The sequence below is a fragment of the Aeromonas sp. SCS5 genome (assembly GCF_001887375.1).
Taxonomy (GTDB): Bacteria; Pseudomonadota; Gammaproteobacteria; order Enterobacterales; family Aeromonadaceae; genus Aeromonas; species Aeromonas jandaei.
Map to the genome: position 1 here is coordinate 301,223 of NZ_LFCS01000006.1, position 21,154 is coordinate 322,376.

25 protein-coding genes, 1 tRNA gene and 1 other annotated feature are annotated in these 21,154 nt (G+C 60.6%); of the genes, 7 read left to right on the plus strand and 19 right to left on the minus strand.

Features of this window, described 5'->3' with window-relative positions:
* The first annotated feature begins 11 nt into the window (after positions 1 to 11).
* Genes nqrF through nqrM form a run of 3 tightly spaced genes read left to right on the plus strand, consistent with a single transcriptional unit; the run spans position 12 to position 2,510 of the window.
* Positions 12 to 1,235 carry an NADH:ubiquinone reductase (Na(+)-transporting) subunit F gene (gene nqrF, locus BS300_RS09195; protein ID WP_033114210.1) on the plus strand — a complete coding sequence of 408 codons (1,224 nt, stop codon included), beginning with the start codon at positions 12 to 14 and terminating at the stop codon, positions 1,233 to 1,235.
* A gap of 3 nt (positions 1,236 to 1,238) precedes the next feature.
* The gene (locus tag BS300_RS09200; RefSeq protein WP_041208042.1) at positions 1,239 to 2,276 is read left to right on the plus strand and encodes an FAD:protein FMN transferase; all 1,038 of its coding nucleotides are present in this window, start codon (positions 1,239 to 1,241) and stop codon (positions 2,274 to 2,276) included.
* A gap of 9 nt (positions 2,277 to 2,285) precedes the next feature.
* Positions 2,286 to 2,510, plus strand: coding sequence for a (Na+)-NQR maturation NqrM (gene nqrM / locus BS300_RS09205; protein ID WP_042030788.1), 225 nt, complete (start codon positions 2,286 to 2,288; stop codon positions 2,508 to 2,510).
* A gap of 75 nt (positions 2,511 to 2,585) precedes the next feature.
* Here the strand turns inward: nqrM and BS300_RS09210 are convergent, their stop codons facing one another.
* From BS300_RS09210 to BS300_RS09290, 17 genes are all read right to left on the minus strand, one after another.
* Positions 2,586 to 3,149: a DUF3833 domain-containing protein gene (locus tag BS300_RS09210; RefSeq protein ID WP_071912288.1), complete on the minus strand. Its 564-nt coding sequence runs from the start codon at positions 3,147 to 3,149 to the stop codon at positions 2,586 to 2,588.
* A gap of 14 nt (positions 3,150 to 3,163) precedes the next feature.
* The gene (locus tag BS300_RS09215) at positions 3,164 to 3,706 is read right to left on the minus strand and encodes a chalcone isomerase family protein (RefSeq protein WP_071912290.1); all 543 of its coding nucleotides are present in this window, start codon (positions 3,704 to 3,706) and stop codon (positions 3,164 to 3,166) included.
* Positions 3,663 to 3,881: a TIGR02450 family Trp-rich protein gene (locus BS300_RS09220; RefSeq protein ID WP_033114239.1), complete on the minus strand. Its 219-nt coding sequence runs from the start codon at positions 3,879 to 3,881 to the stop codon at positions 3,663 to 3,665. The genes BS300_RS09215 and BS300_RS09220 overlap by 44 nt, the downstream gene beginning before the upstream one ends.
* Positions 3,881 to 4,357: a DUF2878 domain-containing protein gene (locus tag BS300_RS09225; protein WP_071912292.1), complete on the minus strand. Its 477-nt coding sequence runs from the start codon at positions 4,355 to 4,357 to the stop codon at positions 3,881 to 3,883. The genes BS300_RS09220 and BS300_RS09225 overlap by 1 nt, the downstream gene beginning before the upstream one ends.
* A gap of 2 nt (positions 4,358 to 4,359) precedes the next feature.
* Positions 4,360 to 5,616 (minus strand): cyclopropane-fatty-acyl-phospholipid synthase family protein, encoded by a 1,257-nt coding sequence (locus BS300_RS09230; protein ID WP_071912294.1) that lies wholly within the window; start codon positions 5,614 to 5,616, stop codon positions 4,360 to 4,362.
* The gene (locus tag BS300_RS09235) at positions 5,616 to 6,398 is read right to left on the minus strand and encodes a DUF1365 domain-containing protein (protein ID WP_071912296.1); all 783 of its coding nucleotides are present in this window, start codon (positions 6,396 to 6,398) and stop codon (positions 5,616 to 5,618) included. Before BS300_RS09235 ends, BS300_RS09230 begins: the two co-directional genes overlap by 1 nt.
* The gene (locus BS300_RS09240) at positions 6,395 to 7,654 is read right to left on the minus strand and encodes an FAD-dependent oxidoreductase (RefSeq protein WP_071912297.1); all 1,260 of its coding nucleotides are present in this window, start codon (positions 7,652 to 7,654) and stop codon (positions 6,395 to 6,397) included. The genes BS300_RS09235 and BS300_RS09240 overlap by 4 nt, the downstream gene beginning before the upstream one ends.
* Complete coding sequence (locus BS300_RS09245; RefSeq protein WP_071912299.1) at positions 7,651 to 8,385, minus strand: SDR family NAD(P)-dependent oxidoreductase; 735 nt, start codon at positions 8,383 to 8,385, stop codon at positions 7,651 to 7,653. The genes BS300_RS09240 and BS300_RS09245 overlap by 4 nt, the downstream gene beginning before the upstream one ends.
* Positions 8,382 to 8,810 carry a nuclear transport factor 2 family protein gene (locus BS300_RS09250; protein ID WP_071912301.1) on the minus strand — a complete coding sequence of 143 codons (429 nt, stop codon included), beginning with the start codon at positions 8,808 to 8,810 and terminating at the stop codon, positions 8,382 to 8,384. The genes BS300_RS09245 and BS300_RS09250 overlap by 4 nt, the downstream gene beginning before the upstream one ends.
* Before the next feature lies 1 nt (position 8,811).
* Positions 8,812 to 10,233 carry a deoxyribodipyrimidine photo-lyase gene (gene phrB / locus BS300_RS09255; protein ID WP_071912303.1) on the minus strand — a complete coding sequence of 474 codons (1,422 nt, stop codon included), beginning with the start codon at positions 10,231 to 10,233 and terminating at the stop codon, positions 8,812 to 8,814.
* A complete protein-coding gene (locus tag BS300_RS09260) occupies positions 10,230 to 11,117 on the minus strand; it encodes a MerR family transcriptional regulator (protein ID WP_071912305.1) in 888 nt (295 codons plus the stop codon). The genes phrB and BS300_RS09260 overlap by 4 nt, the downstream gene beginning before the upstream one ends.
* Positions 11,118 to 11,186: 69 nt before the next feature.
* Complete coding sequence (locus BS300_RS09265; protein ID WP_071912307.1) at positions 11,187 to 12,134, minus strand: DUF523 and DUF1722 domain-containing protein; 948 nt, start codon at positions 12,132 to 12,134, stop codon at positions 11,187 to 11,189.
* Positions 12,135 to 12,314: 180 nt separating this feature from the next.
* Complete coding sequence (locus tag BS300_RS09270; RefSeq protein ID WP_071912309.1) at positions 12,315 to 12,971, minus strand: autotransporter outer membrane beta-barrel domain-containing protein; 657 nt, start codon at positions 12,969 to 12,971, stop codon at positions 12,315 to 12,317.
* A gap of 173 nt (positions 12,972 to 13,144) precedes the next feature.
* On the minus strand, positions 13,145 to 13,717 hold the full coding sequence (locus BS300_RS09275) for a DUF3157 family protein (RefSeq protein WP_071912312.1): 573 nt from the start codon (positions 13,715 to 13,717) through the stop codon (positions 13,145 to 13,147).
* Between the two features lie 97 nt (positions 13,718 to 13,814).
* Positions 13,815 to 14,651, minus strand: coding sequence for a 7-cyano-7-deazaguanine synthase (locus BS300_RS09280; RefSeq protein WP_042032130.1), 837 nt, complete (start codon positions 14,649 to 14,651; stop codon positions 13,815 to 13,817).
* An 87-nt stretch (positions 14,652 to 14,738) separates the two neighbouring features.
* On the minus strand, positions 14,739 to 15,017 hold the full coding sequence (locus BS300_RS09285; protein ID WP_033114194.1) for a DUF6482 family protein: 279 nt from the start codon (positions 15,015 to 15,017) through the stop codon (positions 14,739 to 14,741).
* An 18-nt stretch (positions 15,018 to 15,035) separates the two neighbouring features.
* Positions 15,036 to 15,647, minus strand: a complete 612-nt coding sequence (locus BS300_RS09290; RefSeq protein ID WP_071912314.1) for an HAD family phosphatase — start codon at positions 15,645 to 15,647, stop codon at positions 15,036 to 15,038.
* Positions 15,648 to 15,816: 169 nt separating this feature from the next.
* Positions 15,817 to 15,938 (plus strand) — a sequence feature (Phe leader region).
* Between the two features lie 38 nt (positions 15,939 to 15,976).
* Between BS300_RS09290 and pheA the strand changes: the two genes are divergently transcribed.
* The gene (gene pheA, locus BS300_RS09295; protein WP_043851727.1) at positions 15,977 to 17,149 is read left to right on the plus strand and encodes a prephenate dehydratase; all 1,173 of its coding nucleotides are present in this window, start codon (positions 15,977 to 15,979) and stop codon (positions 17,147 to 17,149) included.
* Between the two features lie 318 nt (positions 17,150 to 17,467).
* Here the strand turns inward: pheA and BS300_RS09300 are convergent, their stop codons facing one another.
* Entirely contained in the window at positions 17,468 to 17,893 is a 426-nt protein-coding gene (locus BS300_RS09300; protein WP_041208020.1) for an LPP20 family lipoprotein, read from the minus strand.
* A gap of 10 nt (positions 17,894 to 17,903) precedes the next feature.
* The gene (locus BS300_RS09305) at positions 17,904 to 18,524 is read right to left on the minus strand and encodes a FlgO family outer membrane protein (RefSeq protein ID WP_041208019.1); all 621 of its coding nucleotides are present in this window, start codon (positions 18,522 to 18,524) and stop codon (positions 17,904 to 17,906) included.
* A gap of 218 nt (positions 18,525 to 18,742) precedes the next feature.
* On the opposite strand from BS300_RS09305, the gene BS300_RS09310 reads away from it, so the two are divergent.
* The 3 genes from BS300_RS09310 to BS300_RS09320 all read left to right on the plus strand — a co-directional run bounded on the left by BS300_RS09310 (position 18,743) and on the right by BS300_RS09320 (position 21,077).
* A complete protein-coding gene (locus tag BS300_RS09310) occupies positions 18,743 to 19,897 on the plus strand; it encodes a flagellar assembly protein FlgT (protein WP_041208017.1) in 1,155 nt (384 codons plus the stop codon).
* A 50-nt stretch (positions 19,898 to 19,947) separates the two neighbouring features.
* Positions 19,948 to 20,024 (plus strand) — tRNA-Arg (locus BS300_RS09315).
* A gap of 168 nt (positions 20,025 to 20,192) precedes the next feature.
* Entirely contained in the window at positions 20,193 to 21,077 is an 885-nt protein-coding gene (locus BS300_RS09320; RefSeq protein WP_071912316.1) for a DMT family transporter, read from the plus strand.
* The last annotated feature ends 77 nt before the right edge of the window (positions 21,078 to 21,154 follow it).

Genomic DNA, 21,154 nt, shown 5'->3' on the forward strand with positions numbered 1-21,154 from the left:
AGGAACGATAGATGGAAATTATTTTGGGTGTGGTCATGTTTACCGTGATCCTGCTGGCACTGGTGGCAGTCATTCTGTTCGCCAAGTCCAAGCTGGTGACCGCGGGCGACGTGACAATCAGCATCAACGGTGACCCGGCCAAGGCTGTGACCAGCCCGGCCGGTGGCAAGCTGCTCGGCGTTCTGGCCGGCAACGGTATCTTCGTCTCCTCCGCCTGTGGCGGCGGTGGCTCCTGCGGTCAGTGCAAGGTGCGGGTGAAGTCTGGCGGCGGCGACATCCTGCCGACCGAACTGGATCACATCAGCAAGGGCGAAGCCCGTCACGGCGAGCGTCTGGCCTGTCAGGTCACCGTTCGTGGCGACATGGACATCGAACTGCCGGAAGAGATCTTCGGGGTGAAGAAGTGGGAATGTACTGTTATCTCCAACGATAACAAGGCCACCTTCATCAAGGAGCTCAAGCTGCAGATCCCCGATGGCGAGAGCGTACCGTTCCGCGCCGGTGGTTATATCCAGATCGAAGCGCCGGCCCACCACGTCTACTACAAGAACTTCGATATTCCCGAGGAGTATCGTGGTGACTGGGATCGCTTCAAGATTTTTGAGCTGGAGTCCAAGGTCGATGAGCCGATCATCCGTGCCTACTCCATGGCCAACTATCCGGAAGAGTTCGGCATCATCATGCTGAACGTGCGTATCGCTACGCCGCCGCCCAGCAACTGGACTGCCCCTCCGGGGCAGATGTCCTCCTACATCTTCAACCTGAAAGCGGGTGACAAGGTGACCATCTCCGGTCCGTTCGGCGAGTTCTTCGCCAAGGATACCGATGCCGAAATGGTATTCATCGGTGGTGGTGCGGGTATGGCGCCGATGCGCTCCCACATCTTCGACCAGCTACGTCGCCTGAAGTCCAAGCGCAAGATGAGCTTCTGGTACGGTGCCCGTTCCAAGCGCGAAATGTTCTATGTCGAAGACTTCGACATGCTCGCCGCCGAGAACGAGAACTTCACCTGGAACGTCGCCCTGTCCGATCCGCAACCGGAAGACAACTGGGACGGCTACACCGGCTTCATCCACAACGTGCTCTACGAGAACTATCTCAAGAACCACGAAGCGCCGGAAGATTGCGAGTTCTACATGTGTGGTCCTCCCGTGATGAACGCAGCCGTCATCAACATGCTCAAAGATCTGGGCGTTGAAGACGAAAATATCCTGTTGGATGACTTTGGTGGTTAATCCATGCACAGTGTTGTAAAGACCTGGCTAGCCTTCGGGCTAGCCTTTTTCTTGACTGGGTGCGGTCAGGAAACGGTCCAATCCAAACCGGAGATCCACATCACCGGTAGCACCATGGGCACTTACTACTCCATCAAGGTGGCGGACAGCGTCATCACCGATCCGGCCAAACTTCAGGCCGAGGTCGATGTCTTGCTGGAGCGGGTCAACGATCAGATGTCCACCTATCGTCCCGATTCCGAGCTGTCGCGCTTCAACCAGCACCGCGGCTCCACGCCGGTGGTGGTTTCGCGGGATACCGCGCGGGTAGTCACAGAGGCCATTCACATTGGCCGTGAGAGCCAGGGGGCGCTGGACGTCACCGTCGGCCCCTTGGTCAATCTGTGGGGCTTTGGCCCGGACAAGCGACCGACCAAGGTACCGTCCGACGAGCTGATCACCCAGACCCGTCAGAAGACCGGTCTTGGCAACCTGCACGTCATCACCTCGGTGGATGCCGATACCCTGCAAAAGGATATTCCCGATCTCTACGTCGACCTCTCCGCCATCGCCAAGGGCTTTGGTGTCGACAAGGTGGCCGAGTATCTGGAATCCCTGGGTGCGCGCAACTATCTGGTGGAGATCGGCGGCGAGCTGCGGATCAATGGTGTCAACGGCAAGGGTCATCCCTGGCGCGTCGCCATCGAGAAGCCGACTGCCAATGCCGGCTCGGTGCAGGAGGTTATTGTCCCGGGTGACAATGGCGTTGCCACCTCCGGCGATTACCGCAACTACTATGAGCTGGATGGCCAGCGCTTCTCCCACACCATAGACCCGCGCACCGGCAAACCGATCCAGCATCGTCTGGTGTCGGTGACCGTGATCCACCCCTCCTGCATGACCGCAGACGGGCTGGCGACCGTGTTCATGGTGATGGGTACCGAGAAGAGCCTGGCCTATGCCAACGAGCGAGGTCTTGCGATCTTTGTCATCACCAAGACCGACAAGGGCTATGAAGAGGCCTACTCCGAGGCCTTCAAGCCTTATCTGGTCAAGAAGTAAGAGGTAGAGATGCAGATTTTTCTGATCACCTTCGGGGTATTCATGCTGGTGATTGTGGCCATGGCCATTGGCTACATCTTCCAGAAGAAGACCATCTCGGGCTCCTGTGGCGGCCTGGGTAGCGTCGGCATCGAGAAGGAGTGCGACTGCCCCGAACCTTGCGACAATCGCAAGAAGAAGATGGCCAAGGAAGAGGCCCGTCGCAAGATGCTGGAGGAGAACCGGATCATCTGATCTGCCTGCCTTGCGATAGACAAAAGCGCGCCATCGGCGCGCTTTTTTTATTGGCTTTCACACAGAGCACACCGGTCAGGATGTTCGCTCGATATAGAGGATCACCTCGCCCAGATGGATGCCGAACTTGCTGATGGCGGCGCGATTGATCAGGCGATCCTCATCCAGCAGATACATCCAGTCATCGAAGCTCACCCGCACCACCTCACCGTCCGGCAGCGCCAGATCGAGTTGATAGCACCAGTTGAGGGCAAACCCTTGCGTTTTACCCACGGCCTCCCCAACCACATCCGATGCTGTCCCACGCCAGTGGCCATCTGCCCCCTTGCTCAGATACCAGGTGCGAGTCTGCTGGCGACCATCATCAAAGTAGAACTGCTCGAACAGCTCTCCCTTACCATCCTTCCAACGACCCACCATCTCGACCCGAAAGCGGCTGGTCACTTCGCCGCTGCGGTCGGTCACCAGACCGTGGGCCACCAGCTTGCCATTGAAGAAACGGGCGAGATCCCAGTTCGGCCCCTGCCCCCGATAACTGTCGAGACTGGCACCGCAACCACTGAGCAGCAGGGCAAGGCACAATACAAATAGCCGCAGCCCAAGTAGCAGTGGCCGTAACAACAACGGGATACACAGCATGGCAGACTCCACTATCAGGATTGGCCGCGCAGACGGCGGGTCAGTGCAGGATCCAGACTGTTGTCAGCCAGCCAGATTGCGAGAAAGGCGGCCGAAAATCGGGGATCGTCGAGGGAACCAAGGCGTTTGTCTTGCCACCAGAAGTGGCCATGCCCCGCCTCATCGACATAGAAGGTGAGCCGATCGCCTGCAGCTACATCCGGCCAGATTGCGGCAAGTTGCTCCAGCCACTGCTTGCGCTCGGTATCGCTCCCCACTCCGAGGCGCTGCCACTCGGATGAAGTGGCGCCGAGCAGATCGTCCCGCTCGATGGCTCTGGCATAGGTGAGGGTAAGCGCTTGTGGATAGTGGCCCGGCTGGTAGCGACCACTCTCGCTCAACAGGGTGGCGTCGTAGAGCTTGAACCAGAGCCACTGCATCTGCCCCTGCCCGACCGGACGCAGCTTCTGCCAGGGGAGTGTTGCCGCATCGCTGGTGGTCGCAACGAGCAGGCTAAGGGCGGCAAGGTGGAGGCTAATTCCACCCCATATGCCAGTGATTGGGGTCTTCGAGTTCATGCCAGTCCATCTCCTGTTCCTGCAGGGTATTGATATCCTGCATCACTACCTGCACCAGCTGTCCCTGCGCATTCCGCTGGCAGGCAACCACCAGATAGAAGCGATCCGTCAGCTCGTGCTGGCTCTCTTTGGTCCACTTGGAAAAAAGCAGCGTGTCGGTCGAAAAGGAGTTCATCATGACTCACCCTCCAGCTTGACCATTACCCACAGGAGTACGGGTAACCACCACATCCAGATCACTGCCAGCAGCGCCGCACTGATCCCGATGCCCCAGGGTAAGTGTACTGCCCCCATGGCGGCTCCCGCCACATAGGAGGAGGTGCCGCCAACCATGCCAAACAGAGCCTGCTGCCAGCGAGGCAAGCGCAGCAGCCAGTGCAAGCCATGGGATAGTGTGAGGGCAAAACCGAGCCAGAGCAGTACAAGCCAGAGGGGAAAACCGGCGGGAAAGTGGAACAAGCCGAGCTGCCAGAGCAGGGCATCCAGCAGACAGCCGGCCACCGCGATGGGGAACTGCCGCCAGTAACGCCAGCGGCTGGGCGAGAAGAGAAAGTACAGCAGCAACATTGCCAGCAGCGGGCCCGGCTGCTGCCACTTCACCGCCAGCAACCAGTAGAGGTTGAACCCCAGCAGGTGAGCCCACTGCCACATGGTCAGTGACCGCTTACTGGCAAATCACCTGACCAGCCAGCCGGCCCCGGCTTGGCGGCCTCCAACTGCACCAGACTGATGGTCCGCTCCCAAAATCCCCCCTCGCAATAGGCAAAGTAGAAGTGCCAGAGCCGGATGAAATCCTGGCTGTAACCAAGCTTGGGCAGCTCGGGTGCCAGTGCCAGAAAGCGCTCGCACCAGTGAGCCAGGGTGCGGGCATAGTGATGGCCGTGATCGTGCAACCGCACCAGCTGCATGTCGGTCTCCCGCGCCAGCAACCCCGCCATCTGGGAGACGCTCGGCAGGCAGCCGCCGGGGAAGATGTAGCGCTGGATAAAATCGACACCGCGCAGATACTGGGCATGGCGCTGATCGGCGATGGTAATGGCCTGAATGAGCAGGCGGCCACCGGGCTTGAGCAGCCGCGACAGCTGGCGGAAATAGTCGGGCAGGAAAGCGTGGCCCACCGCCTCGATCATCTCGATGGAGACCAGCTTGTCATAGGTGCCTTCCAGCTTGCGGTAATCCTCCAGCAGCAAGGTGATGCGATCCCCCAGCCCCTCCCGCGCAATCCACTCCTTGGCATAGTCATGCTGGGCCCGGGAGATAGTCGTGGTGGTCACCCGGCAGCCATAGTGGTGGGCGGCATAGATGGCGAGGCCACCCCAGCCGGTGCCGATCTCCAGCAGATGATCGTCAGGCCCCAGCTCCAGCCGCTCGCAGATGGTGCGCAACTTGGCTTGCTGACCCTCTTCCAAAGTGGCCTCGGCGCTCGGGTAGATGGCGCTCGAGTACTGCATATGGCTGTCGAGAAAGCCCTGATAGAGGGTATTGCCGAGATCGTAGTGGGCGGCGATGTTGGAGCGCGAACCGGTCAGGGTATTGCGGTTGAGCCAGTGGCGCACCTTGTTGAAGGGGAAGCTGAGCCAGCCGAGGCGCCGTTCGAGGGAATCGAGCAGGGTCAGATTGCGGGCCAGCAGCCGCACCAGCGCTACCGGATCCGGGCTGGTCCAGAGCCCCTCCACCCAGGTTTCTCCGGCGGCAATGCTGCCCCCCAGCAACAGGCGACTATAGAAGGTCGGATCCTGCACCACCAGTTCGGCATGCAGATCGGTGCCAGCGACGCCAAAGCTGTGGCGCTCACCGCCATCCCGCAGCAGCAGCTGGCCATGTTCGAGGCGACCCAGCAGATTGAGCAGCAGTTGCCTTGCCCCCTTGTCGATAAAAGAGGCAGAGAGGGTTGATTGAGCAAGTTCCATTAGCGGCTCTCCGGATGGGTAAAAATCGGGGTTCGTTTGATAAATAGACGCAGGGCCTGCCAGTAGATCCCGAGCAGCACCTTCATGGTCATCCAGGGCCAGCGGGCCAGCAGGGCTACAAGCCCCTTGCGCGACAGCGGTTCGCGAGTGAGCGCCAGGGTTGCGTCAAACAGCTTGGCTTCACCGGATACGGGATGACTCTCGATGTGGATCAGTGTCTCCCGCACGGGCGGCCTGATCCGCCAGTGATAACGCATCGCCAGCCCCATAAAGGGGGATACGTGAAAATCCTTGTCATGGGGTGCCAGCGCCGCCAGATCCAGCAGGTAGTAGTGACGCTCATTCCAGGGGGTGTTCGACACCTCCGCCAGCAGATAGCGCGCCTCGCCCTGCCGGTAGCAGAAGTAGAAGTTGACCGGGCTGAAGTAGAACCCGAGACAGCGCACATTGCCGAGCAGCAGTACCCGCCCCTCGGGCTCGGCATTGCCACCCAGCTCGCTCACCTTCTGCCACACCGCCTGCTTGAGGCATCCCTCACTCCCCTTGAGATAGTCGTAGCGGTGAAACGAGAGCAACCCCGAGCGCTCCACTCCGAACCAGCGCCCCTGATCGAGCTGCGGCAACTCGTCGAGATCCAGTCCCAGCATAAAGAGGCTGTAGGAGAAGGAGTGGGGCCGCGGCGCGAAACGGCGGTGGCGCACCGAACCCTGCCAGATGGCGCTGGTAACACCGGCCAGTTCGGCGGCACGCTCATGTTTGGTGGCCACAGTGGCGCCGTTCATAGCTCGGCCCCGAACCGTCTGGCGACATCCAGCGCGCTGCGTACCCCATCCTCGTGGAAGCCGTTGTACCAGTAGGCGCCGCAGAAGTGGGTGTGCTGTTGGCCACAGATCTCCGCACGCCGCTGCTGGGCAGCGATGGAGGCCTGATTGAACACCGGATGGTGGTAGACGAAGCGGCGCAGTACCTTGCTCTCATCCACCTTGCCCCTGGGATTGAGGCTGACGCAGAAGGGCTCCGGCGAGTTCACCCCCTGCAGGATGTTCATGTTGTAGCTCACCAGCGGCCGTGCCTCGTCGTTGCCATCGAGCTGATAGTTCCAGCTGGCCCATGCCTTGCGACGGGTGGGCAGGCAGCGCGCATCGGTATGGAGCCAGACATCGTTGGCCTGATAGGGCATGTCGCCGAGGATGGCCTGCTCCCGCTCGCCGGGATCCGCCAGCAGCGCCAGCGCCTGATCGCTGTGGCAGGCGAAGATCACCTCGTCAAACCACTCCTCGCCGTAACTGCTCAGGATCACCACGCTGTCCGCGTCCCGCCGCACGCTCTGCACCGGACAGGCGAGGCGGATCTGCGATTGCCAACCCGCGGTAAGGGGGCCGATATATTCCCGCGAGCCGCCCGGGATCACGTACCACTGGGGGCGATTGGCCACATCGAGCAGGCCGTGGTTGGCAAAAAAGCGCAGGAAGAAGCCAAGGGGGAAGGCGCGCATATCAGCCAGGGTCGATGACCAGATCGCCGCCCCCATCGGCAAGATGTAGTGGCGGGCGAAGTAGTCGCTAAACTCCCCCGCCAGCAGAAAGTCCCCCAAGGTCAGCTCGGGGACTGCATCCTGATGTTGACCATCTGCCAGCCAGGCTCGTGCCTCCCGGTTGAACCGCAAAATCTCGGCGACGAAACCGTAGAAGCGCGGACTCAGCAGATTGCTGCGCTGGGCAAACAGGGTATCTAGATTGTGGCCGTTATACTCCAGCCCCTCCGGGCTCTTTACCGAGAAGCTCATCTCGGCCGGTTGCCGCGCCATGCCGATCCGAGCCAGCAACTTCAAGAAGTTGGGGTAGGTGCGATCATTGAAGACGATAAAACCGGTGTCGATGGCATAGCTGCGGCCAGCCTGATTCACATCGACGGTGGCGGTGTGACCGCCCAAGGTCGGCGCCGCCTCGAACAGGGTGATGTCATGGAGTTTGTGGAGCAGAAAACCGGCGGTGAGCCCCGAGATCCCTGAACCGACGATGGCGATCTTTTTCTTCATGAATGGCTTCCTTTCGATACGAGTGCGCGGCCAAGGCGCAGCCAGAGCCCCACCGGCAGCGCACCAAGCAGGCGCAGCAACCAGATGAAACGGCGGGGAAAGTGGATCTGGTGACGACCGGCGGTCAGCCCGTCCATGATGGCGCGGGAGGCCTGCTCCACCGTCACCAGACAGGGCATGGGAAAATCATTTTTGGCGGTGAGCGGCGTCTGGACAAAGCCGGGGCGGATCAGGGTCACCCCGATCCCTTTGCTGGCCAAATCGAGGCGCAAGGTATCCGCCAGATAGTCGAGGGCCGCCTTGGAGGCGCCATAGGCCTCGGCTCGCGGCAGCGGCAGCCAGTTCACCGACGAGCTGACGATGGCCAGCCGAGCTCCCGCCCCGAGCAGCGGCAAGAAGGCGGCCAGCGCATGGCCGGTGGCGGTCAGATTGATCTCAATCACCCGGGCAAACAGCTCGCTGTCAAACCCCTCGCCGACATCCATGTACTCGCAGTTGCCTGCGTTGAGGATCAGCAGGTCGAGGGATGGCAGCGTAGCAGCCACCCCGCTCATCACGGCCAGATCCCGGGCATCGAACTGCAGCGGCGTGATGCCGTACAGCCCCAGCGCCTGCAGCCGTTCACCATCGCGGCCACAACCCCACACCTGCCAGCCTGAGCGCCGGTAATCGAGCGCCAACTGGCGACCGATGCCGGAGGTCGCCCCGGTAATGAGCACCCGGCCGCTCATGCACCGAGCCTCATCTTGATGGCGCGTACCACGGGCCCGAGCAGCGGCAACTGCTCGTAGAGCATGGCGCCCAGGTCAAAATAGTCCCGGTGCTGGCACACCTTGCCCGCCTCGTCGAACTCGAGGCGGGTGGCCCCCTCCACCGTCACCGGCTCACCACCACGCAATCTGGGGTGAGAGAAGGTCATGGTCCAGCCGAGCCAGGCCTGCAGCCCCTGTTGCTGCTGACTGGTAATGACGAAGCGACAGTAGGCGAGGCGCTGATAGAGGGCGGCAAAATAGTCGCCAAGGGCCGCCACCCCCTCGATACGGTGGGCCGGATCGGTAAAGACCACCTGTTCGGCATAGACCTCGGGCAAGCGGTGCAACTGCTGTTTGTCCAGTTGCTGATAGAGGCCAATAAAGCGGGCCAGCGGCTCGTTCATCCTATTTCTCCAGAGAGCGAAACATCTCGATGGCTCTCACCCGGGCAACGGCGTGATCCACCATGGGTGCCGGATAATCCTGTCGCCCCTTGAGCCGCAGCCAGTCGTGGGGCTGATGCACATAAGCGGCAGGAATATCGGCAAGTTCAGTTACCCAGGTACGGATAAACTCCCCTTGTGGATCAAATCGTTGCCCCTGAGTGGTGGGGTTGAAGACCCGAAAATAGGGCGCCGCATCGGCGCCGGTACCCGCCGCCCACTGCCAGCCGCCGTTGTTGGCCGCCAGATCGCCGTCGATCAACCGACTCATGAAGTAATCCTCCCCGAGCCGCCAGTGGATATGGAGATCCTTGGTGAGAAAACTCGCCACGATCATCCGCAGCCGGTTGTGCATCCAGCCTGTGGCGTTGAGGCAGCGCATCGCCGCATCGACAATGGGGTAGCCGGTGCGCCCCTCGCACCAGGCAGCGAAGGCATCCGGGTCCCAGCTCCACGGCAAGGCCGCCGTCTCGGGCTTGAAGGGGCGATTCATGGAGAGGGTCGGGATCAGTACCAGCAGGTGGCGATAGAACTCGCGCCAGACCAGCTCATTGAGCCAGACAAAGCCGGGCTGGGCATTCGACTGGGGCCGATAGCCGAGCCGCTGCTGGAGCGCCGCCACGCACTGACGGGGGCTGATGATGCCCGCCGCCAGATAGGGGGAGAGCACGGACGTGCCTGCGATGGCAGGAAAATCGCGGGTCTCGCCATAGTCGAGCACCGCCTGCTCCAGAAAATCGTTCAAACGGCGCCGGGCTTCCGCCTCCCCCACCGGCCAGCGTGGATCAGTCGTCAGCTCGCCGAGCGTCTCATCAACCCACGCCCGCTCGGCCAGCGGCGGCCACGGCAGCGGCTCGCCACGGGGCGCAGGAGCGCGATGAATGACAAACCCCTCCTCATCGAGTGCCTTGAGCCAGGCTCGGCTGAAAGGGGTGAAGACCTTGAACATCTCCCCCGACCCGGTTAGCACCCGCCCCGGCGGCAATACGCAACAGCCGTTGAGCCAGTGGCAGCCCACCGCCTGCTCTGCCAGCGCGGCGCTGACGGCATGATCGCGGCGCTGCTCATCGATCTCGATAGCCTGATTGGCGTAGAGCTGGGTCACCCCCAGCTCGCGGCAAAGATCTGCCAACGCTGCGGGCACCTCGGCAAAGATCTCCACTCGCAGCAGATGGAGCGGGATGCCGAGGGCCGCCAGCTCGCGGCCCAATTCATCGACCTGCGCCAACATAAAGCGCTGACGAATCGGGGCCATTTTGTGCTGCTGCCACTGGGTGGGGGAGATGATAAAGAGCGCGGCTACCGGTTCATCACCGGCGCAGGCATGCCTCAGTGCCGGGTTGTCGGCAAGGCGCAGATCGTTGCGCAACCAGACCAGCTTCATGATTTTTTCCTCCCCCGTCCGCTGGCGCCAGCCACAGCAGGTGCGTCCACCATCAGCTCGGCAAGGCTCGCCTGCCAGCCGTGGGCTTTAAGCCACTCATCATCGTAGAGGCGCCCCAGCTCGCCAAACAGGCGCGTACCGGCGGGCCACCCGGTGGCCAGCTCCTGTTTGCCAAGACCGGCTCCCAGCAATACCAGCCAGGGGGTAACGGCACGTCCTTCCAGCAGGCTGACATGACGAGGTTCGACCGCTCCCAGCAGTTGCACCTCATAGCCCTGACCGATCAGCTCGTAGGCGGCCCAGACCAGATCGAGGGGGCCCACCTGTCCCCAGCTAGCCAGCGTGATCGGCACGCCCTTCTCCTGCTCGATCAGGTGGCGGGCGAAGCGGGTATGCAGCCAACCCAGCCACACCTGTTGCAGCAACTCGCCATCAGGCCGCTCGCGCCACAGCCCCAGCAGCCGCTCCACCAGAGGTTGCAGTACCCGGCTGCGCACCAGCTCGAACGGGTAGCTCGCCAGCAGGTCGTTGAGCTCAGCTTCCGCCTTGCGCTGGTTGAAGGCGAGCAGCGCCTGACTGAACTGCTCCAGGGTCTGCTGCCAGTGATCGCTCACCGGCTGGGCGTGGGGTTCGTTCAAGAGCCCCTTCACCTGCCCGATGCTCACCCCCCGCTCCAGCCAGCTCAGGATCTCGCCGATCTGGCGAATATCCTGCTCGCTGTAGAGGCGGTGGCCCTTTTCGGTTCGGGCCGGCTGCACCAGACCGTAGCGACGCTGCCAGGCGCGCAGGGTCACGGCGTTGACGCCGGTGAGGCGGGAGACCTCGCGAATGGGGTAGATCCCCTCATCAGCCAGAGGAGCAACTTCTTGCGGTAAATCAGACATGACAACGTCCATCAAACAGAGGGGTGAAGCGCTCCGGCGCAAGCCATGCGCCGGGGCAACAGAACGGATTCAGAGCCCGTAACGCAATTTGAGCGTATCGGGGTGCGGATTGAGATAAACCTGCTCGGCGAGATAGGGATTGGGGTACTCGCGCAGGTAGTGGCGGATCAGGGTGAGCGGCACCAGCAAGGGGAAGATGCCGGTGCGGTACTTGTCGATGGTATCGGCCAGCTCCTGCTTCTGGGCTGGGGTCAACACCCGCTTGAAGTAGCCCTGCAGGTGCATCAGCACATTGGTATGGCTGCGGCGGTTGGCCCGCAGGGTCAGCGCAGCCATCAACCCCTTGATGTAGTTGTCGGCCACCTGCTGCAGGTTGGCGGACTTGCCCAGATTGCCGAGCAGCTTGCCAAGCGCCCGGTAGTGGGTGGTGGCGTGGGAGAGCACCAGATACTTGTAGCGGGAGTGGAAGCGGATCAGCGCAGAGGCGGTGATGCCGCGGGCGCAGAGCTGCTGCCAGTCGTGGTAGGCAAAGACCCGCAGCACGAAGTTCTCGCGCAGGATGGGGTCGCACAGGCGGCCATCCTCTTCGACCGGCAACAGGGGGTTGGCCTCCATCAGCGCCTTGGCAAACAGGCCTATCCCCTCCTTGGCGCTCCCCTCGTTGTTGGCACCATAAATTCTCACCCGCTCCATGCCGCAGCTGGGGGATTTGGCACAGAGGATGTAGCCGGAGATAAAGTCGAGCTGGCGTGCTTTCTGCTCGCTGAAGGCAATCAGCTTTTCGGTGACATCGAAGCTGCCGTTGCTCGCTTCGGCGCGGATCTCGCCGTGACGCTTGACCAGCCGGATGGCGGCACGGGGCGCCCCGAGACCGATAGCCATCTCGGGACAAACGGGGTGATAGTCAAAGTGAGCGCCAAGATCCCGTTCGCAGAAGCTGGAGCGCTTGTGGCCCCCGTCGAAACGCACCTCTTGTCCCAACAGGCAGGCACTGATACCGACTCTAATCTTGTACATAATGACGCTCCTTGTATAAGCATTGATTCAGTTATAGCAGTTATACAAAGAAATGGAAGTTGTATAACTATTGCCAACTGATACGACACAAGGAGAAAAAGAGGATCACCGGAAAAAGAAAAAACCCATGGCAAATGCCATGGGTAAAAATCAAGACACTACGGACTACGGGAAGGAGGATTAGAAGCTGTACTTCACACCCAGGCTGGAGATGGAACCCTGTTGCACATCCCACTTGCGGTAGGTGTAGTCGGCAGTCAGTGCCCAGTTCTGGTTGAGCTTGTAGGCGCCGCCCACTTTGAAGTCGTGCATATCGCCGGTCATGTTGGCGTAGCGGTAGGCAGTGGAGAGCTCGACATTGCCGATGTCGTAGCGCAGACCCACTTCGCCGTACATGCTGCCGCTGTTTTTGCGCACGATTGCATCCCAACCCTTGTTGTCAACGTTGCTCATCACCTCTCGCTCCAGGGTATAACCCATCACACCGGTTTCACCGTAGAGGTTCAGGCCAGTGCTGAGCGGGGTAAAGACACCAACACCCAAGCTGCCGATGCCCATGCTGTCATTGCCGCCCTGGGCAGAGGTACCCTCGGAAAGCAAACGGCCGTAGAAGTGATCGGCAAAGGATTTGGACAAGTCCAGAGTCAAACCGCCAAAATCACGTGAGCCGCCATTATCCCGCGAGAAGTCCCCGCCGAATTGATCGGACTTGAGAAAATCGGACTTGGTGTGGGCCCAGGTAGCCGCGCCCTTGGCGTAGCTGAAAGCATCCTGTGCCAGTGCAGAGGTAGAAGCAAAACCGGCCAGAACCAGAAGGGAAACAGCGCTCTTTTTCATCTCATTAACTCCATTGATAAGCTCGTCGAGCTGGTATGGAGTCATTGTGCGGCGAGGTTCCCTGCTTGCCGAGCGGCAAGCTGTTGCCAAATCATGTCAGATGTAAGCAGATATTGCGGATGATGACAGGAGTTACAAATGGCTGGCGTGAGGCTCACGCCAGCCGGAAAAAATCAGCGGAAGACCACCTCATCGATCTCGACTCGTACCAGCGGCTGACCGGTCAATCCGGCCGGACGAGCAACCTCGAGGGCCAGTGATGGACGCTCCTGCCCCTTGCGCAGATAAGTCTCCGGCAGACGGTTCTCGGCGACCCAGAAACGGGCCTCCTGACGGGAGAGCTGTACCCCCTCCTGACTGAAGAGCGTGACCCAGCCACGGACACCGACCACATTGCGGGTACCAGTATTGCCCACCATAAAGGTAAGCATCAGGGGATCTCTCCCCTCAACCTTGTCGAGCTTGACCACGATCCCATCGCGCGCTGCCTGTGACAGCAATTCGGGGTGTGCCTTGGCCTGATCGGTCAGCACGGGGGCCGCTACCGCGACCACTGCACCCGCTTTCGCCCCTTCGGCCAGCGCCTTGACGGGCTCGGCCGGCTTGACCACCAGATATTCCCAGGTGAAGTCATCGTTCAGTTGCACCTGACGACCATCAGGCAGGGTCACCTGGGTAACAGGAGCAGCCTGCGCCAACACGGGCGAGAGACAGAGAGCAACCAGCAGACGGGAGAAAGATTTCATGGCATGAACACTCGGTAACGGGTGAAAGGGCGACAGTATAAACAGTCGCGCCCCTCCTTGCCTATGACAGGACTCACGTTCCCGCAGTTGCAGAAACCTAGATAGCCAGGTCGTGGCGCTCTTCCTGTACCATGTCGAGGGTCACCAGATCGAACTCGGTTCCTTTGAGCGCCATCAGGATATCCGGCTGGAGATCAAAGGCCTGCGCCCGCTGGTGCTCAGGCAGACGCACCCGGGCCAGGGTCATGCCGCAATCGGAGAGGGTGTGAAAAAACACCTGCGCTTCGTCCAGCCCCATGTCAGCCAGCATCTGCTCGGCTTGATCCACCATCCGCAGGTAACGCTGCTCAAGCAGCCGTGGATTGGTGAAGCGATGGCTCAGGCAGCCATTGCCCCCCTTGCCCCAGCGACCAAGCTGGCGCTTGTTGAAGCCATAGCGAAAATCCCGCCGGGTCATCTGGTTGTCGGCAAAAAACCAGATAGTGTGGTCAGGCAGAGAACCGAATTCAGCCAGATACTCATCCCGCTCTTCCAGCGCCGCCGGCACCAGCAGCGGGAGATGGTTCCACTTTGGATGAGCCCCCACATGTTCACGCAAGCGGCGCACCGGATCGATCAGCCCCTCCATATGGGGCAGGCGATCACAGAAGATCATTTCGTCGGTCTTGATAATCCAGTGATCGATACCGTAGCGCTGGCAGTAACGACGGGCTCGCGCCACTTCACTGCGGCTGCGGGTCGGATTGTCAAAGGTGATGGCATGGATCTTCACGCCGCTGGCACGGCACATGTCGATGCTGTAACAGGACTCCAGTCGCCCGGAAAAAGAGACCACGACCTCCTCAAACCCGGCCAGCCGCTCAAGCATCTGCTGCTCGCGGGCCAGGAACGCATGATCATATCCCTGATTCAATAGAACGACATTGGCACCCATGACAACAGCTCCGGCGGATCAACAACAGGTTCCGGTATTGTGCAACGGGCAAGCTGAATAGACCCTTAAAAAGGTCAGGATTTGTGGTTAAAACTTGATAATGATCTCTTGCGATTCGGCCCCGACATCCTCGTTCTGGGCATCATAAACCCGCAGCCGGGCCTGATGGATCTGGTGAGCGCGAAGGAAACCTTCCGCTTGCTCCAGCGAGGTGAAGGTAAGCCGCCCCCCCTCGCTGTCGGTCAGGCAGAGGCACTCCCCTTCCGCTTCGATACATAGTTGATAACCGCTGCCATCCTTGCAGGCGATCAGCAGGCTCGACTCAGGATAGTGACTGAGCCAATTGCGAAACCGGCCATGCTCCATAACGCTCCCAAAGGGGCATTACCCCTTGCCGGTGGCAGGCAAACAGCCCAGCTCAACCAGCTGCTGGCGGCAACTCGCCGCGTCGGTGAAGACCATGCCCCTGATGCCAAGGGCCTCTGCCGCCGCTACGTTGGCGGGGCTGTCATCGATGAAGATGCACTCTGCCGGTTTGAGATCGAACGACACCAGCAGGTAGCGATAGATATCCGGCTCCGGCTTCATCATCCGCACCCGCGCCGAAACCACCTTGCCGCTGAAAAAGCGCCAGAAATCCTGATGCAGCTCCAGCCAGTCGATGCTGGCGTGCCCCATGTTGGAAAGGGCATAGAGCGAATGGCCTGCTCCGTGCAGCTCGGCCATCAAGGTTAGCATAGCGGGATCTGGCAACAGCGACGGAGGCACCGCCTGCAAAATCGCCAGGTTTTCTGCGGCGCTCAGCCCGGTTCTGCGCTCTGCCTGACGAGCCATGGTGTGCAGTGACATGGTACCTCTGTCCACCTCCAGCCAGTCCTGATGATTGAACAGCCGCTCCGCCAGCTGAGCGGCCCCTTGCTGGCCACGCACCGAGCTCACTATGCCGACCGGATCCCAGCTCACCACCACCCGTCCCAAATCGAAAACAATCGCCATCACAACCTCCTGCTGCTCTGAATCGCGGGCAGAAATTCAGCTTCATATAAAGCCGTTTATACGCCTGCCACTTGACCGGATACCCTGCCCCCATCTTGCGGTGTGGGCAAGTTTTACTTGCATCACAGCGGCAAATCCCTTAATGGTTATGACGTTACTTCAAGGACACAGTTATGCACGCACCATTCTTCTTTGCTTTCTCGTTTATCCGGCCCGCTTGAGGGAAGGCCTGTCGTCGTGTGAACAGAAAGCAAAGACGAATCAAGCCTCCCCTCGCGGAGGCTTTTTTTTGCATCAATATCAATCGATTAATTGGATAGGGAACCATCATGGCAACGCTCGACGAGATCAGACAAGACATCACCCGGTTGGATCAGGAGCTGCTTGCCCTGCTGGCAAAACGCAAGACCCTCAGCATCGAGGTGGCTCGTGCCAAGCAAGCCAACCCGCGCCCCATCCGTGACCACCAGCGCGAGCAGGAGCTGCTGGTCGCCCTGATCCAGCAAGGGCGCGTGCTGGGGCTTGATGCTCAGTACATCACCCGCATCTACCACACCATCATCGAGGACTCGGTGCTCTCCCAGCAGGCCTATCTGCAGAGCCTGCTCAACCCGGAGCAGCAGGAGCCGATGACCAGCGTCGCCTATCTGGGGCCGCGCGGTTCCTATTCCAGCCTGGCCGCCCGCAAATATCTGGCGCGCTACAAGGATCAGGTGATCGAGGTGAACTGCCAGAACTTCCGCGAAGTGCTGGATGCGGTGGAGTCGGGTCGCGCCGCCTTTGGCGTGCTGCCCATCGAGAACACCAGCTCGGGCTCCATCAACGAAGTCTACGACGTGATGCAGCACACCAGCCTCTCCATCGTCGGCGAGCTCACCTACCCCATCGAGCACTGCATTCTCACCGCCGTGCCGACCGAGCTTGGCCGCATCAAGACCTTCTATGCCCACCCGCAGGTGTTCCAGCAGTGCTCCCACTATCTGAGCAAGCTGGAAGGGGCCCGTCACGAGATCTGCGACTCCTCCTCCAGCGCCATGATGAAGGTCAAAGAGCTGGCCAGCCCGGAGGCCGCGGCCATCGGCAGCGCGGCTGGTGGTGAACTCTATGGTCTGGACGTGCTGGCCGAGCAGCTTGCCAACCAGAAAGAGAACTACAGCCGCTTTATCGTGGTGGCGCGCAAGCCCATCGACGTGGCGCCGCAGATCCCGGCCAAGACCACCCTCATCATGTCCACCTCCCAGAAACCGGGCTCGCTGGTGGAGGCGCTGCTGGTACTGCGCAACCACGAGATCAACATGACCAAGCTCGAATCCCGTCCGGTGCAGGGCAACCCGTGGGAAGAGATGTTCTACCTCGACGTCTCCGCCAACCTCAACACCCCGGCGATGCAGGCCGCACTGGTGGAGCTGACCAAGATCACCCGCTACATCAAGGTGCTGGGCTGCTACCCGAGTGAGGATGTCAAACCGACCGCAGTGCCGCCGGTGCTGATGGGCAAATAATCGAGCCAATCGGCAAGAGGCGGGCATCATGCCCGCCTCTGTTTTTTCTGCCTCCTGCCCACCTGAAGCGCTGAACAGGCTGTAGCCAGGTGCCAAAACTCGCCACCACGGGCTATTTATTGTTCAGCAAAGCTAAATGACTGCTCACCACCATCAAGAAAAAATTGACGACATCCCCCCCTAAAAGCGCCCTTACCGCGGCTAAATGGCCTGTCCAGAGCCATTTTTCCCTGCCGGCCCCCGGATCCTGACTCTGCCCGATAACAAAAAGACGAGCCGCTGGCTCGCCTTGAACACTCCGCTTTTGACCGGTTCACATCAGAACTGACCGGCCATCAGCTGGTTGATGTTGTAGAGGGCGCGGGTATCGAGCTCCATCTCGGTGGCATAGGTGTTGCCGCGGGGATAGGAGGCTACGACACGGGCACCACGCACCACACCGGCGACCGACACATCGAGCGAGTTGGAGGTCTGGGTCAGGTCACGATAGCTGCTCTGGCCGCGCACCTGCTGGCCATTGAGCTGCTCGGCCAGCTCGCGATAGGCATCCATCTTGGAGGCGCGGATCGCCTGCAGCATCTTCTCCGACTGGGAGGGGCCGGGCTGGATGTCGATCACCGCATAGCCCACCGCCTTGAGCACCGGAAAATCATCGGGCTTGCCACCCTGGGTGTAATCCGTCACCCGGTTGTAGCTGCAACCGGTGAGCAAGAGAGCCAGCAGGCAACCAAACAACATCTTCATGACTCGCTCCTTATGGGGTCAGGTTGACCAGATGACCACCCGGTCTGGCCTGACTGTCACGCATCAGATAACCGCGGTTAATCGATGCCCGACCAAATGAGTTGTTGGCACCGAACAGATATTTCTGCGGGATCAGGCTCTGGGCCGTGGTCTCGACCATCTTCGTGCGCATATCGATGATGCGGGCGTTGACCAGAACCCCCTTGCTGTTGCGACTGAAGGTGCCGACCAGAATGCGCGAGATGGGCAGACGGGGAGAGAGCTCCTTGTAGTTGCGGCTCAACACAAAATCCCCCTGCGGCGTCACCTTGATGCTGCCGGTCAGCTTGAAGTCCACCACCACCTCGCCGCGGCGGTTGAGCTCGTAGATAAAGCTCTCCTCAATCTGCTGCCCCATCCAGTTGGTATCCTGCAGGGTATCGAGATCGACAAAAGAGGCTACCGCGATGGGATCGGTCAGGGTGGAGAGCGATTTGCGCTCCATCAGCTGATCTGTCATGCGTGCCACCAGCCAGTTGAGCTCCATCCCCTGCGCCGCCTGACGCGGATCCCCCTGATCCCGATTGATAGGGTCGGAGCCGCAGCCGGCCAATGCCAGAGCGAGCGCCAACGCCGTGATGAATTTGTTCATGGATACCTTTCCTGTATCTGCACCTGATTTGTTATCGGACGCGTCGGCCAAACCTTGAGCCGGGAATGAGGCATGATTCTTGCTGAAACACTCGCTGTTAAGCCAATCTCTGGCGGATGGTCAGAAAAACGCCATCGAACAACTGTTGTGATCCATGTCGGCCCGCCATGCCCTCTTCAAGAGAAGAGGCTGCGAGTCGCCTAATCAAGGTATCTGCTATGAAATTACCGCTGCTGTTGACCCTGCTGCTGGCCAGCCTGAGCGCCCGCGCCGAGCTTATCGAAGCGCAGGGCAGTGCTGCCATTCTGGGGGGGGATGAAGTCTACGCCCGTGAACAGGCAACTCGCGATGCCCTGCGTCAGGCTCTGCTGGCCAGCGGCGCCGCCGTCTCCAGCGTGCAGCGTCTGGAAAATGGCAGCCTGCGATCCGAGCAGATCCAGATCCGCTCCGGCGGCGACATTCGCCAGTACCGCCTCAAACGGGAAGAGGTGCGCAACGGCCGCATGTACATCACCCTGGTGGCCGACATTCAGGCCGAACGCCAGATCTGCCAGACCCAGCACTTCGCCAAGGATTTGACACTGGTCAGGCTGCGCCTGCGCTACCCCGATCAGGCCAGCTACGGCGCCATGGACGACATGCCGGAAAACCTCTCGCGGCGGCTGTTCGAAACCCTCGCCAACGCCCCGCAAGGGGTTGCGGTGCGCCAGTGGCTGGACGAAAACCTGCGTATCGACCCGCTTCACCTGCAACAGGGGGATCGCAGCGCCCTCGAGGAGATCAAGGCCCTTAGCCTGCGCACCGACAGCCAGTATCTGGTGCTAGGCAGCATCGACGATCTCTCCATCGAACCGCAGGGCAACCAGCTGACCAGCTGGTATCAGGATCCCGTCCGCAATTTTCGCATGCAGCTCTACCTGTTCGACGGCATCAACGGCAGCCTGATCAACCGTAAGGTCTATGAAGGGCGCGCCACCTGGACCTTCGGCAAACGGGATCAGGTGGGTAGCAACAGCGGCCAGTTCTGGCAGTCGAGCTACGGCCAGGAGGTCAACTACCAGCTGCAGCAGGCCGCTCAGGATCTGGTGGCCCAGCTCACCTGTGCCCCGGTCACCGCCCGGGTGGTCGGCCAGAACGAACGCGGCCCCTACATCAATCTGGGGCGGCGCAACGGCGTCAAGCTCGGCGACCAGTTCCGGATCCAGCACAACGCCGACTTCATCGACCCCTACGGCAAGTCCCGCATGATGCGCAACCCGGCCGACGGCCTGTTCGAAGTGGTGCAGGTGTTCGACGACGGTGCCATCATTCGCAGCCAGAACAAATATTCACCATTCAACATCCAGAACGGGGATTTGGCAGTATTGGAATAGGAATCAAGGGTTTAAAAGGGAGTTGCTTCTTGTATAATGCCCGCCACAAGGCTCCCGTAGCTCAGTAGGATAGAGCGGTCCCCTCCTAAGGGACAGGCCACTGGTTCGACTCCAGTCGGGAGCGCCATACAAAACAAGGGGTTGGCATCATCACGATGCCAACCCCTTGGTCGTTTTTTCCTCTCATCTGTTATCACCCTCAGCATCCCGGGCTCGCTCTCTCTCTGATAGACTGACTCTCTTTGGCTGGGATCTGCGCCCAAGCCAGCAGCTTCATCTTGCAAAGGAGTGTTGGATGTCCGGTTGTTCCTGGTGGGATAGATCCACCGGTTTTGCCTTGCTGACCATTGTGCTGTGGGCCTCGCTGGCCGCTCTGACGTCGCGCATTACCAGTGTTTCGCCACTCGTTCTGGTGGGACTGGTGCTGTTTTTCTGCGGGGCCGGGACATTACCGTTCTGGCGCCAGTGGCGGGCCAGCCCGCTCACCTGGCTGATTACCATCACAGCCCTGCTCTTTTATCATCTGCTGCTTTTTATGAGCTTTCGCCACGCCCCGGTGCTTGAGGCCAACCTCATCAACTACCTCTGGCCGCTCTGCATCATCCTCTTCACCCCGCTGTTGCTGCCAAATCATCCCCTCCACCTTCGCCACATTCTGGCGGGGATCTGCGGACTGGCTGGCTCCATGCTGGTAATGGTCGATGGCGAGCTGCAACTGCAGCAAGCCTATCTGCCCGGCTATCTGCTGGCGCTGGGGGCAGCCATCATCTGGGGCGCTTACTCGGTACTGTCGCGCCGTCTGCCACCGGCGCCTGCCGTGGTCACTGCAGCAGCCTGTCTGCCTGCCGGCATGCTGGCGCTTTTGCTCGCCCGTCTGCTGGAGGGGCCTCTGCCACTGGCACAGATCCCCACCAGCGACTGGAGCCTCATCATCGGGCTGGCCCTTGGCCCCATGGGAGCGGCCTTTGTTACCTGGTATCTGGCGCTGCGAGACGGCGATCCACGCCGGATCGGAGCCCTTGCCTACCTGACCCCTCTGCTGAGTACCTTGCTGCTGGTGACATTGAACGGAGAGGAGCTGACTTCTCGCCATCTTCTGGCCGGAGCCCTGATCATGGGCGGTGCCCTGCTTGGCATGCGGAGCAAAAAAGCCCCTCCAGCCATCGCTGCCGCAAGCTAGCCCCTGCCACACTGGCAAAAATCGATGCGGTAAAGATGGTGTCATAAAAACGCCATCTCTCCCCGTTAGGCTCAGGC

Coding starts and splice junctions, on each gene's coding strand:
- phrB (WP_071912303.1), bottom strand. CDS start 10,233: ATGAAGCTGGTCTGGTTGCGCAACGATCTGCGCCTTGCCGACAACCCG.
- BS300_RS09320 (WP_071912316.1), top strand. CDS start 20,193: ATGTCCGGTTGTTCCTGGTGGGATAGATCCACCGGTTTTGCCTTGCTG.
- BS300_RS09215 (WP_071912290.1), bottom strand. CDS start 3,706: ATGAACTCGAAGACCCCAATCACTGGCATATGGGGTGGAATTAGCCTC.
- BS300_RS09285 (WP_033114194.1), bottom strand. CDS start 15,017: ATGGAGCATGGCCGGTTTCGCAATTGGCTCAGTCACTATCCTGAGTCG.
- BS300_RS09240 (WP_071912297.1), bottom strand. CDS start 7,654: ATGAAGAAAAAGATCGCCATCGTCGGTTCAGGGATCTCGGGGCTCACC.
- BS300_RS09300 (WP_041208020.1), bottom strand. CDS start 17,893: ATGAAGATGTTGTTTGGTTGCCTGCTGGCTCTCTTGCTCACCGGTTGC.
- BS300_RS09260 (WP_071912305.1), bottom strand. CDS start 11,117: ATGTCTGATTTACCGCAAGAAGTTGCTCCTCTGGCTGATGAGGGGATC.
- BS300_RS09275 (WP_071912312.1), bottom strand. CDS start 13,717: ATGAAATCTTTCTCCCGTCTGCTGGTTGCTCTCTGTCTCTCGCCCGTG.
- BS300_RS09280 (WP_042032130.1), bottom strand. CDS start 14,651: ATGGGTGCCAATGTCGTTCTATTGAATCAGGGATATGATCATGCGTTC.
- BS300_RS09210 (WP_071912288.1), bottom strand. CDS start 3,149: ATGCTGTGTATCCCGTTGTTGTTACGGCCACTGCTACTTGGGCTGCGG.
- BS300_RS09200 (WP_041208042.1), top strand. CDS start 1,239: ATGCACAGTGTTGTAAAGACCTGGCTAGCCTTCGGGCTAGCCTTTTTC.
- BS300_RS09310 (WP_041208017.1), top strand. CDS start 18,743: ATGAAATTACCGCTGCTGTTGACCCTGCTGCTGGCCAGCCTGAGCGCC.
- BS300_RS09265 (WP_071912307.1), bottom strand. CDS start 12,134: ATGTACAAGATTAGAGTCGGTATCAGTGCCTGCCTGTTGGGACAAGAG.
- BS300_RS09250 (WP_071912301.1), bottom strand. CDS start 8,810: ATGAACGAGCCGCTGGCCCGCTTTATTGGCCTCTATCAGCAACTGGAC.
- BS300_RS09290 (WP_071912314.1), bottom strand. CDS start 15,647: ATGGCGATTGTTTTCGATTTGGGACGGGTGGTGGTGAGCTGGGATCCG.
- nqrM (WP_042030788.1), top strand. CDS start 2,286: ATGCAGATTTTTCTGATCACCTTCGGGGTATTCATGCTGGTGATTGTG.
- BS300_RS09225 (WP_071912292.1), bottom strand. CDS start 4,357: ATGTGGCAGTGGGCTCACCTGCTGGGGTTCAACCTCTACTGGTTGCTG.
- BS300_RS09305 (WP_041208019.1), bottom strand. CDS start 18,524: ATGAACAAATTCATCACGGCGTTGGCGCTCGCTCTGGCATTGGCCGGC.
- pheA (WP_043851727.1), top strand. CDS start 15,977: ATGGCAACGCTCGACGAGATCAGACAAGACATCACCCGGTTGGATCAG.
- BS300_RS09230 (WP_071912294.1), bottom strand. CDS start 5,616: ATGGAACTTGCTCAATCAACCCTCTCTGCCTCTTTTATCGACAAGGGG.
- BS300_RS09220 (WP_033114239.1), bottom strand. CDS start 3,881: ATGAACTCCTTTTCGACCGACACGCTGCTTTTTTCCAAGTGGACCAAA.
- BS300_RS09235 (WP_071912296.1), bottom strand. CDS start 6,398: ATGAACGGCGCCACTGTGGCCACCAAACATGAGCGTGCCGCCGAACTG.
- BS300_RS09245 (WP_071912299.1), bottom strand. CDS start 8,385: ATGAGCGGCCGGGTGCTCATTACCGGGGCGACCTCCGGCATCGGTCGC.
- nqrF (WP_033114210.1), top strand. CDS start 12: ATGGAAATTATTTTGGGTGTGGTCATGTTTACCGTGATCCTGCTGGCA.
- BS300_RS09270 (WP_071912309.1), bottom strand. CDS start 12,971: ATGAAAAAGAGCGCTGTTTCCCTTCTGGTTCTGGCCGGTTTTGCTTCT.